The following is an 18,235-nucleotide window of genomic DNA, read 5'->3' as shown; positions in this document are numbered from 1 at the left end:
GTTTCTCAGCTGAATCTCATTCTCCTCTCCGCGGTTGCGGCGAGACCGGCGGCGTTTTGGTCACGGTAGTTGTGTGGGTTCTCACCCAGTACCGCTCGAAAATCCCGGGTAAAGTGCGCCTGGTCGGCGTATCCGAGTGAGGCAGCCAGTTCGGAAAGGGCGGGTGGACGCACGTCCCGTAGCCGGTGTGCCGCCTCCCGCAACCGAAACCCCTGGATCACCCACTTGGGTGTCACTCCGATGTGCTCCCGCAGCAGCCTCTGGAGTGTGCGTGGCGAGACGTGGGCGGCTGCGGCCAGTGCCTCGACCCGCAACAGCGTGGGGTCATCTCGTACACGGTCAATGATCTGGTTCACCTGTGTCCGCTCGCGTGCCGCCTCAGCCGACCACAGGGCCGCCCGTCCGCGTAGCCAACTCTCGATCACGGCAACGCAGGCATCGTTGTTTTCGCTCCGCGCACGAATCGTCTCTGCCAGGGCGAGGCTGGCCGGGTCAGTGAGTGGAAACTGGGTATTGAGGATGCTGTGGGCGGAACTGCCGAGAAGTGCGCGTGCCGCCCCCGGCCGCAGCAGTGCGCCGATGGCCCAGCCCGTTCCGCTGAGCGCGTGGAGGCGGAGGTGGTTGACGGCACCGTGCAGACCGCAGGAATCAGCATCCACGACCAGGTTGGTTGCCGGAAATTGCAGTACACGCTGCGTAACTTCTGCTCCTCGTGGGAGTGACCACCGTGGAATCCAGAAGTGGGTGACCACCTCGGCAAGATCGGCGGCGGGCAGTACACGGTTGATCGTGACCATGGGGGCACCCTCGGACGGGTTGATCAGGCCCTTGCTACTGGGCCGCTCAGATTCGTGTCGCATTCGTTCAAGAATAGGGCCGGGAATCGGCACTAGCGTGATGCGTATGGACCCTATTATTTATGTGATCTATATCGCGGCCACTCCCGAGCGGGTCTGGCGCGCATTTGTTGACGACGTCGATGTCCGTGCCGTCTGGTGGGGGTGCGTGCTGCGCACCACGCTGCAACCCGGTACCGGGTATGAGTATGTGGGGCCGGGCGCGGATGGTGACGAGACCGTGCACGTTTGGGGAGACATCCTGGAGGCTACCCCGGGGGAGCGCCTTGTGATGACCGAGCACCCCGGGCCCAGCTACAACCCCGAGGGCGCGGAGCGCAGCAGCCGGATGGTTTTCACGATGGACGCGGTGACGAGCCACCTCACCAAGCTCACCGTGCTGAACGATCAGTGGAGTGAGGCCCATCCCGGCTACGAGGAAACCAAGGACACCTGGCCCCTCCTCATGAGCAGCATCAAGTCGTACGTCGAGACGGGGTCGGCGCTGTCTTTCGAGGAGTAGTGCCCGGCCGGGAGTATTTCGTCGGTGACATCCGGGGGTGCCCTGGCTAGGATGAAGTCGAGGTCGCGTTTTACGGCCTCAATTACGGGGGGGGATCCGGTCATGAACATTACCGACGCAGCATCTATCTCTACGATCTGGCAGCAAAACAGTTGGGTTGCCATCATCTTCTACATTGTCACGGCGATTGCACTGTGGCGCGTGTTTGAGAAGGCGGGAGAGCCCGGGTGGGCGGCCATCATCCCGCTCGTGAACGTCTACTTTCTGCTCAAGGTTGCTGGTCGCCAGTGGTGGTGGCTGCTCCTGTTGCTGATTCCAGTTGTCAATCTCATTCTGCTGATTGTGGTTGCGTTTGATATTGGACGCAACTTTGGTAAAGGCGGTGCCTACTCGTTTTTCCTGCTCTGGATGTTCCCCATCATCGGGTACCTCATCCTCGGCTTCGGTTCGGCCCGTTATCGTGGCCCCCAGGCCTCACGTTATTAGCGAGCACGAGGTCGGAACGACTTCTGTCTGCCCGCTGTCGTGACGCAACGCGGTGTCCTGGCTAGTGTTCGTGTTCGGACATCTCGATGGTGCGCGGCGCGGTGTCCACCTCGTCGGGTTTCACAATCGTGAACTGTCCCATCATTCCCAGGTCTTCATGCCAGAGCATGTGGCAGTGGTACATATAGGGCAGGTTCGGGTCGGTGTAGCTGCTCATCTTCATGATGATGACCGCGGTTGATCGGGCCGGAAGGAAGACCGTGTCTTTCCACCCGTCCAGGTAGCCTTCGGGCTGTTTTCCGTCCATCTCAATCACCTGAAAGCGGGCGTTGTGCACGTGGAAGTTGTGCGCTTGGGCGTGTGAGTTTTTCACCGTCCACACCTCGCATGCACCGGCGGCTACCACGGTGTCGATGCGACTCATATCCATGGTCTTACCGTTGATTTGGCGCCCGTTCAGTTCGAAACCTCGGGTCTCATCGGCCGCCTCCCGATCAAGTCGTGTGTAGGCGGCGAGTGCGGCAGGCACCGCCAAGCTGGGTACCACGGTGGCGGCTCCACGCAACTCCAAGATATCGAGGGTGTCGGCCCCGCCTGCCCCGTTTCCCTGCGCGATTGTCATACGTAGGTCCTGCGGGTAGGAGCGTAGTACCGCCTTTTCACCGGCTGCCACGGCCACCACGATCTCGGCGCGTTCGCCCGGAGAGAGCGGAATGCGCGTGCCGGTGAGCGGTTTCGCGAGTAGCCCATTATCGGTTGCTACCTGCTGAAACTCGCGGTCATCGGCAAAGCCAAAGTTGTAGATCCGGGCGCTCGACCCGTTGAGGATACGCAGCCGCACCGTGCTCGTCGTCACGGGGAGATACGGTGTGACGGTGCCGTTTACCAGGATAGTGTTGCCGACTAATCCGGTTACGGCGCGGTTCTTATCGATGGTGAAGGTGCCGTCCTTCTCAATCGTGCGATCCTGTACAACCAGGGGGATGTCATCCACGCCGTACTCGTGTGGTAATTGCTCACCCGCCGGGTTGTCATCGTCGATGAGGAAGAATCCAGCGAGTCCGCGTGTGACATGCGCTTCGGTCTGGCCGTGCGGATGTGGGTGGTACCAGAGTGTGGCGGCATCCTGTGTGATTGTCCAGGTGGGCGACCAGGTTGCACCCGTATCAATAAGCTGGTGTGGGCCACCGTCCATGGCGGCGGGGAGCTGCATGCCGTGCCAGTGCAGGGCGGTGGGTTCCGGGAGGGAGTTGGTGAAGGTAATGGCGACTTTCTCACCCGCGCTGGCGCGGAGGGTTGGTCCGAGAAAGTTGCCGTTGTACCCCCAGGTGGGGGTCGTTTTACCGGGGAGAAAGGTACTCGAACCGGTCTGGGCGGTGAGTGTGAACGCGCGCGTGTTGCCGGATACCGTGGCCTCTGCGAGCGGTGGGATCTGTAGAGGGTTCCTCCACGAGAGCTTACCGGCCGTCGTGAGGGGATCCCGCGTGGAAAAAGCGGTGCATCCGGTGCTGCTCAGCACCGCGGTGGAGGCGGCGGCAATCAAGAGTGTGCGGCGTGAAAGGTGGAGGGACATCCGTGAAACTCCCGTGGTGCAGGGCGGTGGTGCTTCACCACAACCGTGCACCTCGTCTGCCACGGTGTCGCGCGATTGTGCGGCGTTGTGGTGATGCCCGGTGGTGGCGACAGCCGTTGTCTCTGCGAGCCTATCGCGCTGGGAAAGGCGTTCGAAATCCGTTGTAGAGTGCGCACAAAGTGACGCAGTGGTTCTCAGGCGAGGTGCGGTGTCGTTCGAGCAGACGAGGAAGGCCCCCGGCACGGGATGCCGGGGGCCTTCTAGGCTTCGCTACTGTGAGGTTAGAAAACCTTACAGGGGGCGAATGTTCTCAGCCTGGGGTCCCTTGGGGCCACGGGCAGTCTCGAACTCAACCTTCTGGTTCTCTTCGAGCGAACGGTAACCGCTGGAAGCGATTGCCGAGTAGTGAGCGAAGACGTCGGGGGTTCCGTCGTCGGGGGCGATAAAGCCGAAGCCCTTTTCAGAGTCGAACCATTTCACGGTGCCAGTAGGCATGTGTTTTCTCTTTTCTTTATGTGATCGGCCCCGGTCTTCGGGGTCGTTCGCCGCGATATTCCGATGTTCTTAGGAGGATCGAGACCTACGTGAGGCTGTTGACCAACACCAACCGAAAGACGGTGGTAACGCGACATCACTGACCTTCGGCTCCCCGTGCCCCGCCAGGTGGCGGACGGAAGAGTGAATGCTCAGCGAGATAGTGGGGCTCTGGGGTTGATAGGCAGAAACAATTACCACTGGGGAGTGAATGCTTATACCCATCATGACTCAGAGTGATCGGTTCACGTCAGCCGTGCTTAAAAAGCGGGCGGCGTGATACGGGTGACAATAGAGATTATTTTCTGGAAACATCCCCTGTGCTGAGGGGGGAGTCCCGTTTTTGGTGGAGCCTGCTAGCGGCGTGTTATCCATGACCATGCACATTCAGTCGGGGCCGCGAGGCAAACGATCTAACTGTCCCTTAGCGTAGCACGCCGGGGGCAGAATGGAATGGATAAATTCATAATTTGCTCCATTTTTATTGAATGTGTCGATAGGTGCAGCGAACACCGGCGGCAGAGAGCGCTCCAAACCCGGTATATGCATACGTGGTCGGCACCAGGCGTCCCGTCGCCTCGGGGGGAAGGATTACGGTTGTCAGCGGCTTCCCCGTGAGAGAAACCTGGTAGTGGTCGATCAGGTCCACAAGGGGACCGTTGCGGAACTGCATCCGGTAGCGTCCGCCCGGGGCCAGGGGAACCGCTTCGCCCGGTGCCCCGGTGGTCGGTAGCGTCTCCTCTGCGGTGACCCACCCCGCATACCAAAAGTCTGCGGTGAAGCGCCGGTTCTTATCGGGTGTAAACGTTTGATTCCAGACGTACTCGGCTTTCTCCGGACGGGCATCGTAGGAGCTGAAGAATCGGCGGCGCATCTGCTCGGGTGCAATCGTTTTTTCGGTCTGGTCACGAGGGCCGCCCCACCACCGCAGTGTCAGGCTTTCAATGCGGGAGGGAACCCAATCGGGCCGTGAAGAGGCCGACTGGGCGTGTGGTGGGGTGGCAGCGGCGGGGCCATGGTCACTAATTGAGAAGGAGAGCGGTAACGGTCCAAAAACTGTGAGTGCGCCCGTGGTGTCATCATCAATGGCCACACACCGTCCGGGGATGCTATTACCGAAGTTCTCCCGCCAGATTTGCCGAAGGATGCCGCTCGCAGCGACACTTGCGGTTTCGCCAGCGGGGGTCGCGAACGAGATGCGGTGACCGTAGTGCTCGCGTCCCACTCGATCAAGTGCGCGTGAGGTGGGTGGTGCGATCACTGGCGGCGGTAACGGTTGACCATCGGGCAGTCGAAGGGGTCGCGTGCGGATAGCCCCACCCGGTTAAGGTATTGGATGACAGCGCCGTACGAACGGAGCAGCGTCGTCTCGGTATAAGGAATGTTACGGGTTGCACAGTGCTCGATGACGATTTCACGGGCAGCAGCCAGGTGCGGTCGTGGCATGCTCGGGAATAGGTGGTGTTCGATCTGGTAGTTGAGCCCACCCATAAAGGTGCTCATGCCGAAACCACTGACGTTTCGCGAAGTGAGAACCTGTCGGCTGAGAAAGTCGATTTTAACCCCCTCGGCGATGAGGGGCATTCCTTTGTGGTTGGGGGCAAATGAGGCACCCATATACAGGCCAAAAACGGCAAGCTGGACACCGATGAAGGCGAAGCCCATGCCGAGCGGAAGGAACCAGAAAATGACGGCAGCATAGGCAACCAGTCGGACTGCGATGATCGTGATCTCGCCGATGCGTCCCGTAATCTTCGGATTGGTGATGAGTTCGCGTAGCGAGACAATGTGCAAGTTGAGGCCCTCCAGAAGAAGAAGAGGGAAGAAAAGGTAGCCCTGGCGGCGGGTGAGGGCGGCCATGAACCCGGTACGGGTGGCGGCGTCCTCCTCAATGAAGGAGATCGTGTCAATCTCGATATCGGGGTCTTTGCCGATGGTGTTGGGGTTGGCGTGGTGCTTGGTGTGTTTGGTCATCCACCAGCTGTAACTGATGCCGACCATGCCTGCGGCAAGCCAGAGGCCTACGCGGTCGTTAACCGGGCCGGAGGCAAACACCTGGCGGTGTGAGATTTCATGGGTAACAAACGCAAACTGGGTCATAATGACCCCAATAGCCCCGGCAATGAGTAGCTGGAACCAGGAGTCTCCCAGCAGGATAGATCCCGCGATGGCGGCGGCCAGCGCAACGGTGAGTACGATGAGAACGCCCACGTAAAATCCCACGGTGCGCTTGAGGAGACCGGCGTCGCGTACGGTCTTCATGAGAGCGCTATAGCTGCTCGTAGCGCTGACGCCGTCCGTGCTACGAGGTCGAGTGAGTCTGATGGTTCCCGCAATGGATGGTTGAGTCATTGGTGCCCTGCTGAGTATCGGATCGACTTCCCAGCCGCGGCATGAGCAGATGCTCTGTGGAACAGATGCCCTCATTCTACGTGGTGCACCTGGAGGAGGACGGTATATATCAGAGAAGAGCCACAGCTTTGTTAAAGATCAAGTTTTTTAACAAAATGTAAATTTTTGCGGAACTCAACCCGTTAAGAGTGCTGTGAGTTGTTGTGGCCGTCTCTAATGTGGAAGACATGAGCCCATTAGAAACAGAATTTCATCGCAAGTGCAATGAAGCCCACGAGTACCTGATTCTGGTAAAAAACGCATTCCGCAACGCGGAGGCCACCATCTCCCAGTACCAGCGCGCCATCGGCGGCTTCGAGCAGGTTCGTACTGCTTACCACGCTCACACCGGCCGGGATTTCCAGCCGATCAGCACCTAATTCGCTGCACGGATACCGACCCCGTCAGTCGCTCTCCATTCTCAACCGGTCGTGGTGTCCGAGAGATGAATGGAGGGTAACTGACGGGGTCGGTTTTGTTAAAACGACTTGCTACCGGATGATTGGCAAAGTCGCCGTAATGAGCGTTCCGTCTGCGCGTCGCCTATCCTCAATATCCTGTTGGCTGGGCGCACCCGAACGGCGTGGTCCGTGTCCATCGAGCGGAATCATACGGGGCTCGCCGCTGACGATGGTGTGGGTCTCGCCGCGCACGGTGACGGTTACTGAACTGCCCTCCTCAACAGTGAAGGCAAGCGAATCTTGCCGCAGGGTGACGCGTACACGGGTGTCGTGAATAGTGAGTCGGTATGTTAGCTCCTCCCATTCCTGGGGGAGGCGGGGGTCAAAGGACACCACCCCCCTGTTGTCTCGCATCCCACCAAAGCCGGAGACGATTGCATTCCATACGCCGCCAGTTGAGGCGACGTGTACCCCGTCGGCCGTGTTCTGGTGGAGATCGGCGAGGTCAACAAAGAGGGCGTTATCGAAGTAGCTCAGGGCCAGTTCGTGGTATCCCACCTCCGCAGCAATGATTGACTGCACCACGGCTGACAGAGTTGAATCGCCCGTTGTAATCGGGTCGTAGTACTCGAAGTCCGCGAGTTTTTGCTCGGGGGTAAATTCCTCACCGTGCAGAAAGAGTGCCAGCACCACATCCGCTTGCTTGAGTACCTGGAAGCGGTAGATGACGAGCGGGTGAAAGTGCAACAGGAGTGGACGCTTCTCGTCGGGAGTGTTCTCCAGATCCCACATTTCGCGTTCAAGAAAGTGGGCATCCTGAGGGTGCATCCCGAGATGCTCATCAAGCGGGATAAACATAGCCGCAGCCGCCCGGCCCCACTCGGTGACCTCGTCCATGCTGAGGCCGAGTCGCGCGACCATCCGCTCGTGCTCATCCGGTCGGGCTGCCGCCAGGCGACCCACCGTGCTGACGGCATATTCCAGGTTGAACCTGGCCATCACATTGGTGAAGAGGTTGTCGTTGACGACGGTGGTGTATTCGTCCGGGCCGGTTACACCGTGGATATGGAAACTGTGATCGCCGCTGCGTCGCCAGAACCCCAGGTCTGCCCACATTCTCGCGGTTTCGACCACAATATCAACGGCTTCGCGGGCCAGGAAGTCCTCATCTCCCGTCGCGGCCACATACTTGGCCACGGCATAGGTAATGTCGGCGTCAATATGGTATTGGGCGGTGCCTGCCGCGTAGTAGGCCGAGGCTTCTTCGCCGTTAATCGTGCGCCACGGGAAGAGCGCGCCGCGCTCGTTGAGGTCGATTGCTCGCAGCCGGGCGGCCGGCAACATGTTGTATCGGAAGCGCAGCGCGTTGCGGGCAAATCGCGGCGTGGTGTAGGTGAGAAAGGGCAGGACATAGATCTCGGTATCCCAAAAGTAGTGACCGCTATAGCCGCTACCGGTGAGCCCCTTCGCCGGGATGCCGGAGCCCTCCGCCCGGGCTGAGGCCTGGGCCAGATGGAAGAGGTTCCAGCGCACCGCCTGTTGCACGGCGGGGTGGCCGGGTACCTCAACATCCGAGCGTGTCCAGTAGTCGTTGAGCCATTCACGCTGCTCGGCGAACTGATGGCTGATGCCCTCTGCCTCGACCCGGTCGAGGGTGCGGCGGCAACGATCAACAAGCTCCTTAGCGGGTACCCCGCTGGAGGAATGGTAGCTCACGACCTTGGTCACCGTGATGCTCTGGCCTTCCTTCGCCTGGACACGGTATACGTGTTTAGCCGTGTCCCCGTCAATCATGCTTTTCTCTTCGTACTCATTCCCAGTGTCGATGTAGTGGTCGGCAGCGCAGGCCACCGTCATCCCTGAGTTGCTCAGCTTGTAGCTGAGTACGGAGCGTTTTCCTTCTTGCCAGAATGTCTGGGGCTGAAGCACTCGTGTCGCAAATTCGTCCGCCTGGCGCGGATCGGCACCCGCGTTTGTGCCCCGAGAGTTTGGCCCATATTCGTCGTGGCCGTCCTGACGGTTGAGGATCTGGCAGGAGATGGCCACGGGGGCTTCTCCCTCCAGCATTGTCACCTCAAACGTGAGTAGGGCCAGGTGTCGCTCGGCAAAAGACACCATGCGGCTTGAGCGCACGAGCACCTTCTTGCCGGATGGCGTCTGCCAGATCAGGCTGCGAGTGAGGACTCCATCAGCAAAGTCGAGTGTGCGGTCGTAGTGCAGCATATCGGCGTCGCGTAGGTTGAGCGGTTCATCATCCACGTAGAGTCGGATGACCTTGGCATCCGGCGCGTTAATGATTGTCTGGCCCACCTGGGCAAAGCCGTAAGCCTGTTCGGCGTGCTGAATTGTCCAGGTCTCGTGGAGACCGTTGATGAAGGTGCCGTGGCTGTGGCTGTCACGGCCCTCCTCGTAGTTGCCGCGCATCCCGAGGTAGCCGTTGCCCACGGCGAAGATTGTTTCGGTGCGACCGAAATCGCCGTCATCAAAGATCTTCTCGGAGAGTTTCCACTCGTCAACGGGGTAGCGTCCGCGGTCGAGGAAGTCGTCGGGGGAGAGACTGGAGTTCTGAGGTCCGCTCACGGTGCTTCTCCTTCAATCGGGAGGTCCTGGGTGGGGATTCCGGGGTCAATCTCGGCCGCGAGGTCATCCAGGTCGCTTACCACGCGGTCGGCACCAGCCGCGGTGAGCGCCTCGGCTCCCACGCCGCGGTTGACTCCCACGACGAGGCCAAAGTGGCCGGCGTGGCCTGCTGCGACGCCAGATACAGCATCCTCAACGACCACAGCGCGTGCGGGTTCGACGAGTAGAATCTCGGCTGCCCGGAGGAACATATCTGGTGCGGGCTTACCCGCGATGCTTTCGATATCGGCGAGAGCACCGTCCACAACAGTGACAAAGCGGTCACGAAGGCCTGCTGCGGCGAGTACGATCTCGGCATTCTTCGAACTGGAGACGACCGCGAGTGGTATTTTACGCTCGGCAAGAAGATTGAGAAGGCGTACCGAACCTGGAAAAGCGGTGACGCCATCCCGCATCAGGATACTGGAAAAAACGTCGTTCTTGCGGTTGCCGAGACCGCAGACGGTATGGGCTGCAGAGGGGTCATCCGGTGACCCCCAGGGGAGCTCGATTCCGCGGGAGAGAAGGAGACTGTTCACCCCCTCGTAGCGCGGTTTGCCATCGAGGTAGACAAAGTAGTCCTCGTCGATGTAGCCCGGGGTCACATCCTGGTCGGCAAAATAGGCCTGGAAAAGAGCTCGCCAAGCCGACATATGTACGTCGGCGGTGGGTGTGAGGACGCCGTCGAGATCAAACAGGACGGCATCATATGCGGTGAGATCGGACATTCATTAACGATAAGGCTAGAAAGCTGAGAGTAGGAGCTAACGGGCCCTTTCCCTCCGAGAATTTCGTGCGAACCTTATCCCAGGGGGCCGTCGTGGACGACGAAACCGAAACGGGGGCATCGGTGACCTGTGGTGGCCACGCCCCTGTATCGTGACAACAGATGTGTTGTGACCCATTCCACACACCAACGAGAAAGCAGACGCCGATGACCACCCCAGAACCCCTTCGTATCGAATCGGCCGCGGCCCTAGCCACGCTAATCGACCACACGTTACTCAAGCCGGAGGCGACCCCAGCGGACGTTAACGTTCTGATTGCCGAGGCCCTGGAGTTGGGTGTGTTCTCGGTGTGTGTGTCACCGTCGCTGCTTCCCGTCGAGATTCCCGCTGGGAGCGGGCTGAGAGTGGCGACCGTCTGCGGGTTCCCCTCTGGTACCCACGCCGCGTCGATTAAGGCGGGTGAGGCTGCCCTGTCAGTTCAGAATGGTGCCGACGAGGTAGACATGGTGATTGACCTTGGCGAGGTGAAGGCTGGCCGCTTCGACCGTGTGGAGCAAGGTATCCGTGCCGTACGTGATGCCGTTCCCGCCCCCGCCTTAGTGAAGGTTATTATCGAGTCGGCGGCCCTCACAGATGCCGAGATTGTTGCCGCGTGTCACGCCGCAGAGTCCGCGGGTGCCGACTTCGTGAAGACCTCTACGGGTTTTCACCCGGCCGGCGGTGCCACCGTCCATGCCGTACAGCTCATGGCGGATACGGTTGGGGGGCGGCTGGGGGTTAAAGCCTCCGGGGGCATCCGATCACTGGCTCAGGCTCTCGAGATGGTTTCGGCCGGTGCCACCCGTCTCGGGTTGTCAAGCTCTGCGAGCATCCTGACCGAATGGGACACCCCTTCGGTCAGGACGGAGAGCGGTCCCATCGGATACTAGGGCGCGTTGCTAAACCCTGATTTGCCGTGGTCGGCACGAAAAACCTTAACCTGATTCAGAATTTGTTTGCGCGAGTGTTAGTTCTCGAGACATGGCGGTGTGGTGAACGATTATGGGCTGGTCTTCGACGTCGAGGCGACGTGCGACGCGAACAACAGAATTCATCGCGGTGCGATGGAGGTTATTGAGATCGGCGCTGTTCTCGTCAAGGCTAACTTTGCGCCGGTCGCAGAGTATGGGGGTTGCTTGGTGGGGATCGTGGGGAACGTACGACTTCAACCAGCTGGCCCAGGACGTGCGCCTGCACCGTTGCGTGAACCCATTGCCCATGCCGCACCGCAATCTGAAAGAAGTATTCGCTGAGACCCAAGGTGTGCGGAAGCGGCCCGGACTGGGCGAGGCCGTCAGGGTGACGGGACTCACGTTCTCCGGGTTTCAGCATCGCGGAATTGACGCCGCGAGGAACATTGCGCGAATCCTGCCGTGGACCCTTGAGGCTATCTCCCGCTGCCCCAACCAACCCCGGTTGGCGCTAGAAGGGTAGCTTTTGTCGGCCAGGGCACACTCCGGTCGCAGCCGAAACCGCCGGGCCGTGGCCGCAGCCCGCGGGAACAGCCGCCCACATCTGATCTGAGATCACATCACGCAACACTACTGAAGCCTCGCCCGCGAAACATCAGATCGGGTTGAGCAACACGCCCTAGGACGAGTACACGCTGATGTGACCAGAGCATTCCCTAATGCTCGCTCGGGCGGTAGTGTTTTTCCCTATGAATGACATTGCGATCACTCTTGTTGTTCTGGCCCTGTCGGTGGTGTTTTTTATCTGGAACAGGCTGCCTGTGGGTATCGTGGCCTTGGGCGTGTGCCTGGCTCTTTTTACCACCGGAGTGCTGAACCTTCAGCAGACTTTCGCCGGCTTCTCCGATCCTACGATTGTCCTCATTGCCTCCCTCTTTGTCGTCAGTGAGGGCCTTGATGCCAGCGGAGTGACCACCTGGGCTGGCCAGCAAATGATCCGCCGCGCCGGAAAATCACGCGGTCGTCTCTTGGTCTTTGTGATGTCCACCGTAGCTTTTCTCACGGCCCTCATTAGCGTTAATGGTGCGGTCGCGGCCCTGTTGCCCATGGTGGTCGTCATCTCGGTGCGGCTGGGCCGCTCTCCCTCACAACTCTTAATGCCGCTCGCCTTTGGTGCCCATGCCGGTTCTCTCCTGACCCTGACCGGTTCGCCGGTAAACGTCTTAATCTCGGAGGCGGCAGAGGGTGCCTCCGGTGGCCGACCGCTGGGCTTCTTCGAATTCGCCCTCGTGGGGCTACCCCTCCTGGTTGGCAGCATCATTATCGTGGTGTTGTGTGGTGAGCGGTTGCTGCCCCAGCGGTCGGCACGTTTGCTGCCGCGTGATCTGAGCGGGCACTCTCGGGCGCTCCTGGCTCAGTACCTGGATGACGATGACCTGTGGCGGCTGCGCATCCGTTCCACCTCTCCTCTGGCGGGGCAGGACGCCGTGGGACTTAACCTGTCCGACTACCCTGGCGTTTCTGTGGTCGCGGTGAAGACCCGATCAGGGCGACCTGTCCGCACTGCACAGTTAAGGGTTGACGATTACCTTGTCGTGCGTGGCGGTCCAGCCCAGTTGGAGGCGTTCGCGCGTTCGCAGCAGTTGGAACGGATCGCCGGGGCCAACGGTCTCATCACCCAAAACTACGGTGTGGCCGAGGTGATGGTGTCCCCGCGCTCGGCGTTTGTGGGTGAGACGGTTTTTCCTGGCATGGTTACCGATAGCGGGGAACTCGTAATCCTGGCTGTACAGCGGGCAGGAGAAGATCTGAGTTCGTCCGAGATCACGCTTGCCACGGGCGACACCCTGCTACTTCAGGGGAGCTGGGCGGCTCTGGCCGACAACGCCGATGATCCGAACGTTCTACTGGTTGATGAGCCCGACACCATTCGTCGTCAAACAGTGCCCCTGGGACGGTCGGCGCGGTGGTCCCTGATCATTACGGCTGCGATGATTATCCTGCTCACAACGGGTTTGTTTCCGCCCGCGGTGGTGACCCTGGTCGCAGCTATGGCCATGGTGCTGTGCCGCGTGGTCACGGTGGAGCAAGCGCATCGGTCGATCTCCTGGACCACGCTCATTCTTGTTGGTGGAATGATTCCCCTGTCGATCGCGATCAGTTCCACCGGTGCCGCAGCACTCATCGCGCACAGAGTGGTTGGTCTCATCGGCGGATACGGCCCGCATCTGATCGTGCTCGGAATTTTTGTGCTCACCGCGGTGCTGGGCCAGTTGATCAGTAACACGGCCACGGCGCTTGTGTTGATTCCCATCACCATCTCTGTGGCTTCGGAACTCTCGCTCTCGCCGATGCCGCTTCTCATGGCCGTGTGTATCGCGGCCTCGGCCTCCTTTCTCACTCCCGTGGCTACACCCGCCAACATGATGGTGATGCAGCCGGCAGGTTACCGTTTTGGTGACTACTGGAAGATGGGACTGCCGCTCCTCCTGCTATACGGTGTGGTGGCGGTGTTGCTTGTTCCCGTTATCTGGCCGTTCTAGCTAACGGGCAATGCGGATGCTGGGTTGTCGGCGATCCAGCGGCGGAGGGCGGCTCGTGAGCGCCACACACCGACGGTGCCGATGCTCCAGATGGGGTAGTAGACCAGCATCGCCGTGCGGAAGGCCTCGCGTGTGTAATCCGAGGGGGTACCGGCACCGTGAAGATCGAGGGCGACTCCGAAGAAAAAGAGCGCCGCGATTGCTGCGATGAAGCCCGCCGTGTTGATGAGCCCGGTTGCGCTGCCCAGGCGGTGTGCGGGCGTGAACTGCTGGGCAAAATCGAAACCGATGAGTGAACCGGGACCACCAACAGCGAATGTCACCATGAGTACCCCCACTAGTGCGAGTGGCGCGGACCCCGGCCAGAACAGGAGGCAGGTCCAGACGCTTGCCTGAGCGGCGACAATGCCGAGTACAATCCACGAGCGGCGCAGCGGATGCCGGACCACTAGTCGTGCCGTTGCGACACTGCAGCCCAGGCTGATCACTACGAGGAATATGTAAAGCGCCGAGGCCGTGTCACGGCTGAAGCCCTCTCCCGCGATCAGAAACGGGAATCCCCAGAGCATTGTGAAGCTCGACCCCGCAAACGGGGTGACAAAATGCGACCAGAACCCGAGCCGTGTGGCAGGGTGTCGCCAGCTCTCCGGGAGGCCTCCCAGTGCAGAGCGAAGCGAGATGGACCCGGTTGGTCCTTCGACCTCTACCGGCGCATTGCGAATAACCACGAGTCCGAGAAGGGTTCCGAACGCTGTGATCGCGGCGATGCCGAGATACGCGGTTGTCCAGCCGAAGCGGTCGAGTACGATCACGAGGGGAACAACGCTTGCAATCTGCCCCAGTTGTCCGAGCATCCCCGTTACCTGAGTGAGCATGGGGATGTGCCGGTTGGGAAACCACGCGGGAATCAGCCGGAGCACGCTGATGAAGGTCATCGCGTCGCCGGCACCCACGAGCGCCCTTGCCCCGATGGCCGCTCCCGTATCGTCCGTGAGCGCAAGGAGAATCTGTCCCACAGTCATGATACTGGCACCCGTCACGATGAGGCTGCGTGCGCCAAACCGGTCAATCAGAACGCCAACGGGCACCTGCATTCCTGCGTATACCACGAGCTGTAAAACCGCGAATCCCGACAGCGTCGCCGAGTCGATATGGAAGCGCTCGGCGGCGTTAATTCCCGTTGCAGATAGGGACGTCCGAGAGAATATCGCCACAATATAACACAGGACTGCGGCCCCCCAGATATACCAGGCACGGCGAATCGGGTTACCGCTCACCGGTCGAAGCGTCCGCGTCATGACGGGGACCGGATCGCCCGTGTTGTGTCTGCCTGACTCACCGGGGGGTGAGGGCGGAGCGAAGCGTATCGAGACCGAGTCCACCCAGGGCAAGGGCCTCGCTGTGGAACTCGCGGAGGGTACCGTGAGTGAGGTAATCGTCTCGCAACTGTTCCCAGATACGCTGGCCGATTGAGTAGGACGGTGCCTGGCCCGGCCAACCGAAGTAGCGATTGACCTCAAACCGCAACGATCCCTCGCTCTGTGTTGAGTTCTGACGCATGAAACGGATCGCATAGTCATAATCCCAGCGACCCGTACCGTCGGGTCGCTGCTTGCCCAGATGCACACCGATGTCGAGCACCACGCGGGCCGCCCGCATCCGCTGGCCGTCGAGCATCCCGAGTCGGTCGCCGGGGTCGTCAAGGTAACCCAGCTGCCCCATTAACCGCTCGGCATACAGAGCCCAACCTTCCCCGTGGCCGCTGGTCCAATTAGCGAGCCGTCGCCACTCGTTGAGGGCGGGGGAGACAACGGTCTGGGCGAGCTGAAGATGGTGGCCGGGAACGCCCTCGTGGTACACCGTTGTCAGTTCGCGCCAGGTTGTGAACTTTGTCACTCCGGGTGGAACTGACCACCACATCTGACCGGGGCGGCTGAGGTCGGCGCTCGGCGCGGTGTAGTAGATACCGCCCGTTTGGGTTGGCGCGATCATGCACTCTAGCCGACGAATGGTATCCGGAATATCGAAGTGCGCCGCCCCCAACTCGGCGACTGCCCTGTCTGATGTCGATTGCATCCACTCCCGCAGCGCCTCGGTGCCGCAGATGATGCGCGCGGGGTCGGCATCGAGAATACTGATGGCCTCGTGCACGGAGACACCAGGACGTATTTCTGTAGCGGTGTGTTTCTGCTCATCCACGATGCGTGCCAACTCAGCAAGGCCCCACTCGTAGGTTTCGTCAAGGTCAATTGTTGCACCAAGAAACCGACGAGAGGCGATGCTGTAGCGGTCTCGACCAACGGCATCTTCCACGCGACTGGCTGGTGCGACGATATCACTGAGGAAGGTGGCGAGTGCCGAGTAGGCATCCGCAGCCCGCTGGGCGGCGGTCTCAAGGTCGTGCCGTAGGGATGGCGGGACCTCGCTGCCGTCGCCCGGGTGCGCCCGAGCCGTAAGGCTCCCAAAAAATCCGCCGGGCTGTGACCACTCGCTGGCCTGCTCGCTGGCGTATTTCACCTGCCGTTGAGCCGCTGTTGCACCCCGAGCTAGCCCCCGGGTGAGGGTTTCTCGGTAGCCGTCGAGTGCCAGAGGTACACGGTTGAGACGACGGCTAATGGCGGCCCAATCCTCGATTGTCCCGGTGGGCATGAGGTCGAAGACATCACGGATGTCCTGCACCGGCGAGGCAATGTTATTTACATCGCTGAGGTGCAGCCCCGCGTCATAGGAATCCTGGATGTCATCAAATGTGCGGAGGAGCTCTCGGCGCGTTACCTCGTCTTCCTGATCGCTTACCGTCGCTTGCCGCACGAGTGCGCGGGCCGAGGCGGCATCGGATGCTGCCTGCTCACTACCACTCGGAGAATAGTTGGCATACTCGTCAGTTGCGCCGGACAGGCCAAGCTGCACGCGTAGCGCAGGATTATGGGCGACCTGGGTGGTCAGCCAACTTTCCGCCAGACGATCAAGGTGAGTGGGCAGGCGGGCTGCGGGGGTATGGGGGGTGTTCTGCGAGGGATCCGGCTCTAGCATCTCTCGACCATATCGCGTCGGCAAGCGCGCGGTAAATGGTCTGACTGTCCGGCCGTGGTGTTATAGCGGGCGAATTCGACCCGCCTGGATTCCTCCCCGCTCACCCGTAACGGCGTCATCCTTCACCGTGTGTGTTGGTCGAGCGAGCGGAAACAGTCCATCCTCTTCTCAGCTCCTTTGATCGTCTTGTTGTGGCTGTCGAGAGTTTTTCTCCCGGTCAACGGTCGTCTTTCATGCCAGTGGAGAGAACATCGCGCGTCTATGTCGGGAATGTTAACCGTGTATGACATTGTTATCTACTGTCCGGTGGAGGATCACATTGGCTCAGCAGGGGGGACAAAACTCCTGTAGCGTAGTCCCCAGCGGGGAGGGTAAATCGTCATACCCGCCGCATGGCAATCGCAATGAGATGGCAGGAATAGTTCAGTGACCCACGAGACACCCGGCAGCACAAATACGCAGTCTACGGCGGCCTTCGGCCAGGAGCTTAGTAACTTGCTTGGCGCCATGGGCAACGAGCTCAGCACGGAAGAGCAGGAGGCGATTGCCGCCCTTCCTTCCGGGTCTGCTCTGCTCATTGTTCGCCGTGGCCCCGATGCGGGCGCACGGTTTCTTCTTGATACCGACTCCACGATTGCGGGCCGTCACCCCGAGGTCTCTATTTTTCTTGATGATGTTACGGTCTCGCGTCGTCACGCCGAATTTACTCGGGCGGGCACGGCTTTCCACGTTTCCGATATGAACTCCCTGAACGGTACGTTTTGCAACGGGGTTCGCATTGATGGACCTACCGACCTGACTGACGGTGCCGAAGTCCAGGTGGGCAAGTTCAAACTGACGTTTTACGCTTCGCGCCGCGACCTGGTTCGAGACGAGGCGCACTAAGTGTCTCCCGATGCTGCTCGCGCATCGGAGGGGAATGAGCGGGCTCTCCTGGGCATTGGCCAAGTGCTGACCAAGCTGAGGCCGGACTTCCCCGATCTCACACCGTCCAAGCTTCGTTTTCTCGAGGAACAGGGTCTCGTTTTTCCCTCGCGTACTAAAGCGGGGTACCGTAAGTTTTCTGTGGCGGATGTGGACAGATTACGTTTAATTTTGACCATGCAGCGCGATCACTACCTGCCTCTCAAAGTGATCTGCTCCTACCTGATTGATTGTGACGCCGGCCGGGATGTTGTCTTTCCGGGTGGAAACGCCTCGCTTTCGCCGTCCATTCTGCCTCTGCGGCGGGTGCTCACTCGAGAAGTTCTTCTTCGCGAGGCTCAGGCGCCGCCGCTGCTTCTGAACGACGCTATCTCCGCGGGCCTCCTCCCCGCGGTGGAAGCCTACCCCGAGGATTCGCTAGCCGTGCTAACCGCCCTTGTATCGCTTCAGCGCCTGGGTATTGAGCCACGTCATTTGCGTCAGGTGCGCGTGGCCGCCGAGCGGGAAGCCGACCTGATCTCCTCTGCGCTTGCCCCGATCAGGCGGAGTGGTGACGGGGTGAGCAGGGCGCGTGCTGACGAAATGGCGACGGAGATTGTGGGGCACGTCGAGCTTGTGCGCGCTAGCCTCATGCGCACGATTCTGGGCCGTTAACGACGGCGGGTGCGGTAAACAATATCTAGATAATGTATTT

16 protein-coding genes are annotated in these 18,235 nt (G+C 60.4%); 7 read left to right on the top strand and 9 right to left on the bottom strand.

Annotated features, from left to right (window positions below):
- Nucleotides 1-5: 5 nt before the first annotated feature.
- Nucleotides 6-860, bottom strand: a complete 855-nt coding sequence (locus tag FB466_RS12070; RefSeq protein WP_141918625.1) for a helix-turn-helix domain-containing protein — start codon at nucleotides 858-860, stop codon at nucleotides 6-8.
- A 43-nt stretch (nucleotides 861-903) separates the two neighbouring features.
- On the opposite strand from FB466_RS12070, the gene FB466_RS13525 reads away from it, so the two are divergent.
- Nucleotides 904-1,359: an SRPBCC domain-containing protein gene (locus tag FB466_RS13525; protein ID WP_170206116.1), complete on the top strand. Its 456-nt coding sequence runs from the start codon at nucleotides 904-906 to the stop codon at nucleotides 1,357-1,359.
- Between the two features lie 102 nt (nucleotides 1,360-1,461).
- On the top strand, nucleotides 1,462-1,845 hold the full coding sequence (locus tag FB466_RS12055; protein ID WP_141918623.1) for a DUF5684 domain-containing protein: 384 nt from the start codon (nucleotides 1,462-1,464) through the stop codon (nucleotides 1,843-1,845).
- A 61-nt stretch (nucleotides 1,846-1,906) separates the two neighbouring features.
- Here FB466_RS12055 and FB466_RS12050 read toward each other — a convergent pair whose 3' ends face one another.
- From FB466_RS12050 to FB466_RS12035, 4 genes are all read right to left on the bottom strand, one after another.
- Nucleotides 1,907-3,418 carry a multicopper oxidase family protein gene (locus FB466_RS12050; RefSeq protein ID WP_141918622.1) on the bottom strand — a complete coding sequence of 504 codons (1,512 nt, stop codon included), beginning with the start codon at nucleotides 3,416-3,418 and terminating at the stop codon, nucleotides 1,907-1,909.
- Between the two features lie 291 nt (nucleotides 3,419-3,709).
- Entirely contained in the window at nucleotides 3,710-3,913 is a 204-nt protein-coding gene (locus FB466_RS12045) for a cold-shock protein (protein ID WP_141918621.1), read from the bottom strand.
- Nucleotides 3,914-4,433: 520 nt separating this feature from the next.
- Entirely contained in the window at nucleotides 4,434-5,213 is a 780-nt protein-coding gene (locus tag FB466_RS12040) for a hypothetical protein (protein ID WP_141918620.1), read from the bottom strand.
- Complete coding sequence (locus FB466_RS12035) at nucleotides 5,210-6,304, bottom strand: fatty acid desaturase family protein (protein ID WP_141918619.1); 1,095 nt, start codon at nucleotides 6,302-6,304, stop codon at nucleotides 5,210-5,212. The genes FB466_RS12040 and FB466_RS12035 overlap by 4 nt, the downstream gene beginning before the upstream one ends.
- A gap of 227 nt (nucleotides 6,305-6,531) precedes the next feature.
- Between FB466_RS12035 and FB466_RS12030 the strand changes: the two genes are divergently transcribed.
- Entirely contained in the window at nucleotides 6,532-6,723 is a 192-nt protein-coding gene (locus FB466_RS12030) for a hypothetical protein (protein ID WP_141918618.1), read from the top strand.
- A gap of 111 nt (nucleotides 6,724-6,834) precedes the next feature.
- On the opposite strand, the gene FB466_RS12025 is transcribed toward FB466_RS12030, so the two are convergent.
- Both FB466_RS12025 and FB466_RS12020 read right to left on the bottom strand, forming a co-directional pair.
- Nucleotides 6,835-9,324, bottom strand: coding sequence for a glycoside hydrolase family 65 protein (locus FB466_RS12025; protein WP_141918617.1), 2,490 nt, complete (start codon nucleotides 9,322-9,324; stop codon nucleotides 6,835-6,837).
- Nucleotides 9,321-10,091: an HAD family hydrolase gene (locus tag FB466_RS12020; protein ID WP_141918616.1), complete on the bottom strand. Its 771-nt coding sequence runs from the start codon at nucleotides 10,089-10,091 to the stop codon at nucleotides 9,321-9,323. Before FB466_RS12020 ends, FB466_RS12025 begins: the two co-directional genes overlap by 4 nt.
- Before the next feature lie 206 nt (nucleotides 10,092-10,297).
- Here FB466_RS12020 and deoC point away from each other — a divergent pair, with 206 nt between their 5' ends.
- Together deoC and FB466_RS12005 are read left to right on the top strand one after the other, a co-directional pair.
- Entirely contained in the window at nucleotides 10,298-11,020 is a 723-nt protein-coding gene (deoC, locus tag FB466_RS12015) for a deoxyribose-phosphate aldolase (RefSeq protein ID WP_141918615.1), read from the top strand.
- A 770-nt stretch (nucleotides 11,021-11,790) separates the two neighbouring features.
- Entirely contained in the window at nucleotides 11,791-13,584 is a 1,794-nt protein-coding gene (locus tag FB466_RS12005; protein ID WP_141918614.1) for an SLC13 family permease, read from the top strand.
- Here FB466_RS12005 and FB466_RS12000 read toward each other — a convergent pair.
- Both FB466_RS12000 and FB466_RS11995 read right to left on the bottom strand, forming a co-directional pair.
- Complete coding sequence (locus FB466_RS12000) at nucleotides 13,581-14,882, bottom strand: MFS transporter (protein WP_141918613.1); 1,302 nt, start codon at nucleotides 14,880-14,882, stop codon at nucleotides 13,581-13,583. The two genes, FB466_RS12005 and FB466_RS12000, sit on opposite strands and share 4 nt — an antisense overlap.
- A 37-nt stretch (nucleotides 14,883-14,919) precedes the next feature.
- Complete coding sequence (locus FB466_RS11995) at nucleotides 14,920-16,617, bottom strand: DUF885 domain-containing protein (RefSeq protein WP_141918612.1); 1,698 nt, start codon at nucleotides 16,615-16,617, stop codon at nucleotides 14,920-14,922.
- A 426-nt stretch (nucleotides 16,618-17,043) separates the two neighbouring features.
- On the opposite strand from FB466_RS11995, the gene FB466_RS11990 reads away from it, so the two are divergent.
- Together FB466_RS11990 and ftsR are read left to right on the top strand one after the other, a co-directional pair.
- Nucleotides 17,044-17,502 carry an FHA domain-containing protein gene (locus FB466_RS11990; RefSeq protein ID WP_246054651.1) on the top strand — a complete coding sequence of 153 codons (459 nt, stop codon included), beginning with the start codon at nucleotides 17,044-17,046 and terminating at the stop codon, nucleotides 17,500-17,502.
- Nucleotides 17,503-18,195, top strand: a complete 693-nt coding sequence (gene ftsR / locus FB466_RS11985; RefSeq protein ID WP_141918611.1) for a transcriptional regulator FtsR — start codon at nucleotides 17,503-17,505, stop codon at nucleotides 18,193-18,195. It begins immediately after the preceding gene.
- Nucleotides 18,196-18,235: the final 40 nt, after the last annotated feature.

The organism is Klugiella xanthotipulae (assembly GCF_006716695.1).
In the GTDB taxonomy this organism is placed as follows: domain Bacteria; phylum Actinomycetota; class Actinomycetes; order Actinomycetales; family Microbacteriaceae; genus Klugiella; species Klugiella xanthotipulae.
Note: the sequence above shows the minus strand (reverse complement) of the source record. Positions and strands in the feature narration are given on the sequence as shown.